Annotated in this window: 5 protein-coding genes; all 5 read right to left on the bottom strand. The window is 38.0% G+C overall.

The features are described 5' to 3' along the window. Positions 1-642: 642 nt before the first annotated feature. Genes QQZ16_RS02160 through QQZ16_RS02140 form a run of 5 tightly spaced genes read right to left on the bottom strand, consistent with a single transcriptional unit; the run spans position 643 to position 8,628 of the window. Positions 643-3,405 (bottom strand): VWA domain-containing protein, encoded by a 2,763-nt coding sequence (locus QQZ16_RS02160; RefSeq protein WP_284561040.1) that lies wholly within the window; start codon positions 3,403-3,405, stop codon positions 643-645. Next, entirely contained in the window at positions 3,389-5,161 is a 1,773-nt protein-coding gene (locus tag QQZ16_RS02155) for a BatA domain-containing protein (protein ID WP_284561039.1), read from the bottom strand. Before QQZ16_RS02155 ends, QQZ16_RS02160 begins: the two co-directional genes overlap by 17 nt. 34 nt (positions 5,162-5,195) lie before the next feature. Beyond that, a complete protein-coding gene (locus QQZ16_RS02150) occupies positions 5,196-6,056 on the bottom strand; it encodes a DUF58 domain-containing protein (protein ID WP_284561038.1) in 861 nt (286 codons plus the stop codon). Further along, entirely contained in the window at positions 6,053-7,063 is a 1,011-nt protein-coding gene (locus QQZ16_RS02145; RefSeq protein WP_284561037.1) for an AAA family ATPase, read from the bottom strand. The genes QQZ16_RS02150 and QQZ16_RS02145 overlap by 4 nt, the downstream gene beginning before the upstream one ends. An 8-nt stretch (positions 7,064-7,071) precedes the next feature. Further along, positions 7,072-8,628, bottom strand: a complete 1,557-nt coding sequence (locus QQZ16_RS02140; protein ID WP_048719120.1) for an AAA family ATPase — start codon at positions 8,626-8,628, stop codon at positions 7,072-7,074. Between the last annotated feature and the right edge of the window lie 2 nt (positions 8,629-8,630).

Below are 8,630 nucleotides of genomic sequence, written 5' to 3'. Positions count from 1 at the left end.
GAAGCCCATCAGCCCCTGGGCACCCGGAGCTGGACTAATTGAAAAGCGGAGGGGGCCCGTTTAGGGGCGTGTGGGGTGGAGCGATGATTCCTGAGATATAGGAAACACAGTGAACGGCAGTGAACCGATGTTGACTTATCGTAGGGAAGGCACCTGGAAGTTTGCTAAACGAAAGGCGCTGGAGCTAGACTAATTGAAAAGCGGAGGGGGCCCGTTTAGGGGCGTGTGGGGTGGAGCGATGATTCCTGAGATATAGGAAACACAGTGAACGGCAGTGAACTGATGTTGACTTATCGTAGGGTAGCATCGTGAAGCCCATCAGCCCCTGGGCACCCGGAGCTGGACTAATTGAAAAGCGGAAGCGCCTGGTTATCGTTGTACAAACTAGTAGGGGGGCTGACTGAGATACTTTTAAAAATGTGACAATTTAATGTTGTCTCTTCCCTAGTTTGTTTTTAATAAATACAAATGGGCTTTTATAAGGTTTCTATGTTACCTTCTCCTCTTCTTTTCCTTACTTTCGGGCTCAAAGAACGCTCCTCTGTTACTTATAAACCAGTTTATAACCTAAACCGCTGCTTCCATAAAAAACTGCAGATAACTTTTAAAGTTTACCCGCAGTTCGTATCATACCAACCTATCTCATCGTTTTTTCTTCCGCTTCATCTCTAATAATTGATCCAAATGGTTTTCGTTCTCTTCCTTTGTATTTAGCTTCTTCGTCTTTTTCGGTGGTTTTGCTTGTTTTTTATTTGTTTCTCTATTAGAATCCAGCTGTGCCTCTTTCCCTATAGATACTGGTGTCTCTCTAGGTGCTGAGCTGATCTTTTGCTTAAAGGTCTTTTGCCGTTTAACACCTTCTTTTTTTTCAAACACAGCAAGGAATTTAACTGGTAATCCTAATCTTCTAATGGCAATTTCTATCAATAGAAGCAGGAAACTAATGAACAGCAAAACTTCTGTAATCTCCTGCTTTTGTTTAACTGGATTCTTTAGCGGTCGAAATGCTTGTGATTCTTTTTCTAGCTGAGAGCCGTCAGTTATTGCCAGAAGCTCGTTTACCTTTTCTTCATTGGCTCCGGTAATTAAATATTCATCAGAATAAGGGATGGTAAAGCCTGATTGGTAAACAGTGACATTTCCATCCTCATCCGTCTGTTTGACATGAATAAAATAAAGACCAGGATCATTGTCAACATCCACCTCATATTTTCCAGGGGCAATCATTTTTGTATTTCCTTCAACTACTTCTCCTCTTTCTGAAATAATGGTTGTTTCAATCGGGAGCATTGATAATTTATCTGCTGAAACGGATAAATAGGTTCGATCCTGCTCTTTTTCGACAGATAAAGAATACGCTTCTGAATCGTACTGTGGCAAAGTATTCGCGACCACTTTTGTAAAAAAGCTGCTCCATTGGTTCCAGCGAGCCCAATCCCCGTTCCATGCACCATTTACGTCAGAAGTGAAAGCTATCGTCTTACCTAAACCGTATTGCCATTCTGCTAATATCGGATCTTCCTTTGTGCTTTCAATCGGAACGGTGCTTTCTGCTTTGGGTGTTGTTGCGATATAGGCTTTCATCTGGGGAATTCCTTGACTAAACAACGTATCCCATCCATAGCCAGATTTAATATTAGGATAAAATGGATTGTCTTCAATATAGGTTCTTGTCGCCATAACAGTTTCTCTTGATAAAATGGAAGGAATAACCGTTGAATCCTGTACATCATAAAAACGCCCTGCCCCAAGCTTTGCTAATTCCTCCAACAAATTTCGGTCCGCATCTGCGCCTAAAGCTACCGTTGACATCGTAACATTTTTCTTACTGCCTTCATTAATTAGCTCTTCGTAATCATTATTCGTCGCAGATTGTCCATCGGTGAGTAAAATGATATGTTTTCTTTTTACATCTAAATCACTGATTTGATCATAAGCTTCCACTAATGACCCATATATTTCAGTTCCTCCACCAACTGGAACAGAACGAATTTTATTTACTACTTCTTCTTTATTTTTCAAAGGCTTAGGCTCCACTATCACCCATGGTTTATCATCAAAAGCAATAAACCCTAACGTATCTGTCTCTTGAAGCAATTCAACCGATCTTGCTGCCGCTTCTTTCGCTAACGAAAACTTTTGCCCATCCATACTTCCAGATCGATCTAAAACAATCATTAACGCCATTGAAGGCATTTCTTTTTTTCCTTTGATGTCCATATCTACTGGGAGAAGTTTCTCTATAGGTGTTTGAAAATATCCCCCTAGCCCGAAGCTATCTTCCCCACCTGTCATGAGAAAACCGACACCAAAGTCTTTGACACTTTTTTCGATAAGACTCATTTGATTTTCCGTAATATCTGTTGCAGCAATATTATTAAAAATAATCGACTGATAATTCAAATAGCCAGAAAGTACGGTTGGCAGCTGAATCGATGAACGTACCTCTACTTTATACCCTGCTCCTTCCATGATTTGTACGAGCGCTTTATTTGAATCATTTTGAACCAAGAGAATTTGCGGAATCGTTTTAACCATATTCACGACCTGCAGCTTGTTATTTTCAGCGTAAGCATCATTCGTCAATTCTAGTTCCGCTTTATAGGTTACTAATCCAGCCTGTTCCACTGGAAACTGGATTGGGATAACATTTGTTCCTTCTTTTATTTCAATTGACTTGGAAACAATTTTATTATTATTCTCATAAAAATGAAGCAATCCACTCTTTGCAATATTACTCTCAATCGTTACAGAAACCGACGCTTGTTCCCCTTCATATAAAGTGGAAGGCACTTCTATTTCACTAACGGCAGTATCTTCATAAGAATGCGATTGGAGCAAAACAGTATCTAATTCGATAGAGCGATTTTTTAATAACTTCGCAGCTTCGGTGAGATTCCCCATCGTCTCGTTTCCGTCCGTAAATAGAATAATTCTTCCACCACTATTATTCGGAAAAACACTACTGGCAAGATTAATGGCCCCTTCAATATTCGTATGATCTTTTCCTGTCTCCTCATTCCATTTTGGAAAACGGAGACCTTCTTTTCCCATCATTTGTTCAATGGTTGCTTTCTCTCCAAAGGAAAGAACACTATATTCATCTTTTTCGTTCTTATTTTGCACGCTTTTTTCCAGCCATTCGAGTTGCTGGTCTCCTGAATCTTGTACACTTGCACTTCGATCCATTAGAAATACAACTTGTGTTTCTTTTTGCGGCAAAACTATTTGAGGAATAGCAAGCGCAATGATTAATAGGGAAAAAATACATGTTCTTAAAAAGAGTATAACCTGACTTTCCTTTCTATTTGTCATCAGCTTCATCTGCTTCCAATATCGGTAAAGAAGAAAAGCAACAGGAAGGAATAGTAATAGAATGAATGGGTATTTAAACTCTATTTGCACGGCGATAAACCTCCCATTCCAGACATAAAATGATAAGAACAAGTAAACATAAAACATACCATAGCCAATCACTTTCCGTTTTTGTAACCTGATTTTCCTTTAGTTGGGTCTCGTTTAATATAAACGACTTTTGCGATTCAATGGTCTTCTCTCGGTCATCTAAATTCACAGAAAAATAAAGGAGCTCAGAATCATTTGTAAGCTGATAAACACCTGGTAGCTTCGGTGCCTGGAAGCCATCTTCCATCGAAAAGGAGTCTACTAATTGGTCATTTTCATTATATATATCCCAATCGGATTCTTGATTTGTTAATGAAATGGTTCTTGATTCTAAAGGCTGAAAATCTCCAACATAATTGGATTGTGAGGAAAGCCATTGATACATATTGTATAAAAGAATCGGAAAACTTGGGTGTAATGGCCAATCACTATCTTTTAAATCAAATTGAATGAATATGGCTGGCTGATTATTTACTTCCCCTTTTTGAATCAACGGCAGCTCTCCACTTTTAACAATCGGTTTCATACTTTCCATCGTTTGCTTTATAGCACTTGCGATAAAAACATCCTTCATATCTACATGTAATAATAATTCATCTTCACTTTGTTCTATCTCTGTTTGTAATTCTTCTTTTTTTCCATCCGTAAAAAAGAATACAAACGGAGCCCCAATATTTTCAGGTAGCGTAGAACCAGATAATAGGAAAATACTGTCCTGTTTCGTTAAAAATTCTGTTTTATCCTCCATTTGGATGACACGAAGACCAATCGCCTCAAACCCCTTTACCAAAAAAGGATTCATTTCCTTATCTGTATACATAGTTGTAATCTGTCTATTAAATACAGCGGTTTGCCTATTATCGATTACATAATCATCTGTAGCAGTAAGTTTGGCATTGTAATAAGATTTCTTGGGTAAATCGTTTATTGCGATTATTTTTCTTTCTTTTGGCTGTAGCTCAATCTCTTGCTGATAAAGCACTGTTTTTTCGCTTTCAACTTGAAAAGGTATTGTCTTAAGGGAATCTGATTGATTTTCCACCATAGCAATCCCTGCTACTCCATCACCATTTTTTGATACACCAAAAGATAAAATCGAAATATTATCTGGCTTTTCCTGTTCTTGATTATGTACTTCTACGTAGAAGGAATTAATACTCTGTATCCTTTCCTTCTCTACTCCGTCAGAAAAAATATGAATAGCCGTTTTTCCCTCTTTTGCTAGGCTTGCGGTTAGTTCTGTGGCACTTTGCCAGTCTTCATGGGTATAGGAAAGCTCTATGTCTTTAATCGCTGCACTTACTTTATATCGGTCTGACTCATCATGTAGAAGTATTTTAGGATGATCATTTACCTCGAGAACCGTGACAGATTGGTTTTGCTGAATACGTTCCATCATTTCTAACGCAGCAGCTTTGCTTTCTTCTAATCTATTAGAGGCATTTTCCTTTGCGGCCATCGAAGCCGATGTATCAAACATAAAAATGATTTGTTCCCCTTTAATCGCCTCTTTAGCAAAATATGGCCCTACAAGTGCTAACATCAGCAAAAGCAAGCAAATAAGCTGCAGCCAGAATAAGACGTTATTTTGCCATTTATGTAACCATGAGGATGCCTTCATTTCCTTAAGAACTTCCTCCCAAAGTAAATTGGAAGGGATGATTTGTTTAGTATATTTCTTCCGAAAAAAATATAATAGGATAAATAATCCAATTAAAAATAGCAGCAAAAAGTAGTATGGATTTGCTAAATGCATTTTTTCTCTCCTTTTGGCTCGAAATGAATAAGAATTATTGAACCAATCCAGTAAATGCTAGTTCACGTAAAATGATTGTTTGTATATCTAATTTATCGCTGATTTGACAATAACGGATTCCATGTGTGGCACAAAGAATTTCTAGCTCCTGATTATGCTGTGTTAGTCTTTTTTTATAAAGCATTTTAATCGAATTATTAAGACTTACATCTACCATTTTTCCATTTTCACTATCAACTAATTGTATATCGCCAGAAAGATGCGGATTTATTTCCGTCTCACTTAGTAATTGAATCAGCCATATAGGTTGATTTCGAAATTTTAGCCGTTTAAAACTTTCCTCAAAAAGCGACAATGCTTCTAAACCATCAGTTATCAAAACAATCATTTGTGACGGCTCTGATAAAGAGCTAATTAATGATTGTGTGAAGCTTTCATTTATTGTCTGCTCCTTCATATCGACAATTTCGTAAAAGGTTCTTTTATTATGAACCGATCCTTTGCGATGAAAGGAAAGCTTTGTTGAAACAGCAGCAAAACTCAATCGATCCTCATGAGACAGTGTAATATAAGCTAAGCTTGCTGCTAGTTCTCTTGCTAACTCCCATTTAGAAGGGACTTGTTTCATCGAAGAAGTAGCATCAAGGAGTATACTAACAGAAATCTCTTTTTCATCTTGAAATCTTTTAATATATGGCTTATTCGTGCGACCATAGACATTCCAATCAATTTGGCGGATATCATCACCAGGATGATAGATTCTATAATCAGCAAAATCCAGGGAAGTGCCATGGATATGAGATTTTCTTCTGCCATTTTGCATTCCTGTACCCTTCATCGAAACTTGCAGGCTTTTTCGATTCATTCTTGCTAATAAGGAATGATAGTTCTTCATCGACCCTTCCCTGCTTCAATACGTAATGTTTTTTCCAAAATATCTTCGATGATCTGATCTGGAGTAACCCCCGCAATCTCCCCTTCAAAATTAAGCAAAATTCGATGTCTAAGAACAGGCACTGCCACATATCGCAAATCGGCAATAGAAATATGCAATCTTCCAGACGCTAACGCTCTAGCTTTTGCCATCGTTACTAAAGACTGTAGCCCCCTTGGTCCACTGCCTGCCTGAATATACTTGTTTCCTATTTCTGTCACATCCTCTGAGCCTGGATGAGTAGCAGAAACAATATTTACTGCAATGTCTAAAATATCATCAGCCACAAGAATTTGTTTAACAAGACTTTGCAAATGAATAATATTCTCTACAGTGGCAACTTGATTCAAAGTGGTTGAGTCTGTTCCTGTAGTCCGCTTAATAATTGCTTTTAATTCCTCTTTTGAAGGATAAGTTACATGTAATTTACATAAAAACCGATCCAATTGGGCCTCAGGTAATGGATATGTTCCTTCCATATCGAGAGGATTTTGAGTTGCTAATACAAAAAATGGCGCTTCTAATCTTTTCGTTTCTCCCATAATGGTGACCGTTTTTTCTCCCATTGCTTCTAATAAAGCACTTTGCGTTTTCGGTGTTGCTCGGTTGATTTCGTCAGCAAGGACAATATGCTTGAATAAAGGTCCCTCATGAAAATCAAATTGCTGTTTGCCTTTCTCATCAGGCTGTAGCACCATCGTACCAGTAATATCTGCAGGCATTAAATCTGGCGTAAACTGAATACGTGCAAAGGTAAGGTTCATTACTTCCGAAATTGTTCGAATCATCATCGTTTTTCCAAGACCAGGAAGTCCTTCTAAAAGTACATGTCCGCCTGCTAGCATACTCCAAAGTACCTCATCAGTGATTTTTTCTTGTCCGACAATAAACTTGCCAATCTCTTCTTTCACCTTTTTAAGTAAAGACTCTGCTTGGATAAAATCTTGTTCTACTGGTTCTTTTTCCATCTTTTCCCCTACTTTTCATTTGGTTTTATATCGGTAAAATAATTCTTCACAATATTTTCCAAGTCATGTGGTAATGTATATCTTGATGTACTTTCCCTATAAGAATCTTCATATTCTGAAAATACCTGTTCATATGGACGAACACTCCCTTTCAGAACTGGACCTTCCCCTTCTGTCACCTGACCTTTCTTTCCATTCCCTAATTCACCTGAATCCACTTCAATATTATCTTTGCCATCTACTTTTTCTGGGACAGTTAATAACTCTCTGCTTCCGCCCCCAAATCCTGCTCCAGAGCCATTTCCTCCTCCAGATCCACTACCATTCCCGGAGCCTGATCCATTTCCTGATCCTGAGCCCGACCCTGTTCCTGAACCATCCCCATTCCCTGAGCCGTCGCTACCATCATTTCCATTAGTGGAGCCGTCATTGTCCTTCTGCCCTTGTTGGCCATTAGCATTTGCATTTTCTGGTGAATTCGCACCATTATTACTTGATCCATCAGCAACTGTGCTAGAATTAGGTACCGTTATTCCATTTGCAAGACTTTCATTTTTAAGTAGATTTTCTAATTGAGCTAGTTCAGTCTGTACAGATTCCAATTGCTCAAGAAGCTTCTCATTATTTAATAAATCATCCATCTGGTCTAATAGCTGCTGTAACTGTTCTTCTGTTAACTGCTTATTTCCACCAGTCAATTGATTTAGGGCATCTCTTTGTTTTTCTGTTAACTGATCATATTGCTCGTTTGCTTTTTGTAATTCCTTCTTGACTAATTCTTGATCCTTCTCTGAAATGGCTTCAGAAAGAGACTTAAAGCCAGCTTCATTCAGCTTTGCTTCCGCTTTTTGTCGCTCATTGCTTTTCTCTTGAAGCTTTCTTTTTTTTAGCTGTAGCTCTTTCGCTTGTTTTTCCAATTCCGCAAAGGTTTTTTCGACCGTATCCTTCTTCTCTAATTCCTTTTGAACCTGTTTAAGTTCTTTTTTTACTTGTTGATTTGTTTCTCTTTTTATTGCTTTTTCTAATTCTCTTTCCGCTTTAGCCATTGTTTTTATCTCATTCTCTTTTTCCTTCGCTGCTTCCATGTTAATGGATGGGAAAAGCTGCAACAGGACACAAATAACAAGAGAAGCAACTCCTGAAAAAACAAATTTCGGGGAGAGATAGCTTTTCTTCCGTTTTAATACAACTAATTGCTTCTGTTCCATTTCCGATATCGCCTGTTTTACAACTAACTGTTCTACAGCGCCATTACTCTGTAAATAGGCATAGGCAGTCGTTGCATAATCATCTGAAACGAACTGATTATATAGTTTTACAGCCTGTTTCTCAGTTGGCCATTTTCTCCATAATCGAAATAGAAAAAGAATGACACCGATACAAGCTGTTAGAAAAAGAATGGATGATAAAAACGGAAGCACAAAAAAATAGGCAATAACAGAAAGAAGGAGAAATACTCCTCCTAAAACCGCAAGTAAAAAACAGAACTCTTTTGCGATCATTTCTTTTGCTAGAGACGTTCTTACTGGTTTCACTAATTCCTTATATTGTTGGTGGTTTTCCATAC

Source organism: Bacillus sp. T2.9-1 (assembly GCF_950097965.1).
In the GTDB taxonomy this organism is placed as follows: Bacteria; Bacillota; Bacilli; order Bacillales; family Cytobacillaceae; genus Niallia; species Niallia hominis.
The sequence above is the reverse complement of the archived record's forward strand: the minus strand, read 5'-3'. Positions and strand labels throughout refer to the sequence as shown.

Coding starts and splice junctions, on each gene's coding strand:
- QQZ16_RS02155 (WP_284561039.1), bottom strand. CDS start 5,161: ATGCATTTAGCAAATCCATACTACTTTTTGCTGCTATTTTTAATTGGA.
- QQZ16_RS02150 (WP_284561038.1), bottom strand. CDS start 6,056: ATGAAGAACTATCATTCCTTATTAGCAAGAATGAATCGAAAAAGCCTG.
- QQZ16_RS02145 (WP_284561037.1), bottom strand. CDS start 7,063: ATGGAAAAAGAACCAGTAGAACAAGATTTTATCCAAGCAGAGTCTTTA.
- QQZ16_RS02140 (WP_048719120.1), bottom strand. CDS start 8,628: ATGGAAAACCACCAACAATATAAGGAATTAGTGAAACCAGTAAGAACG.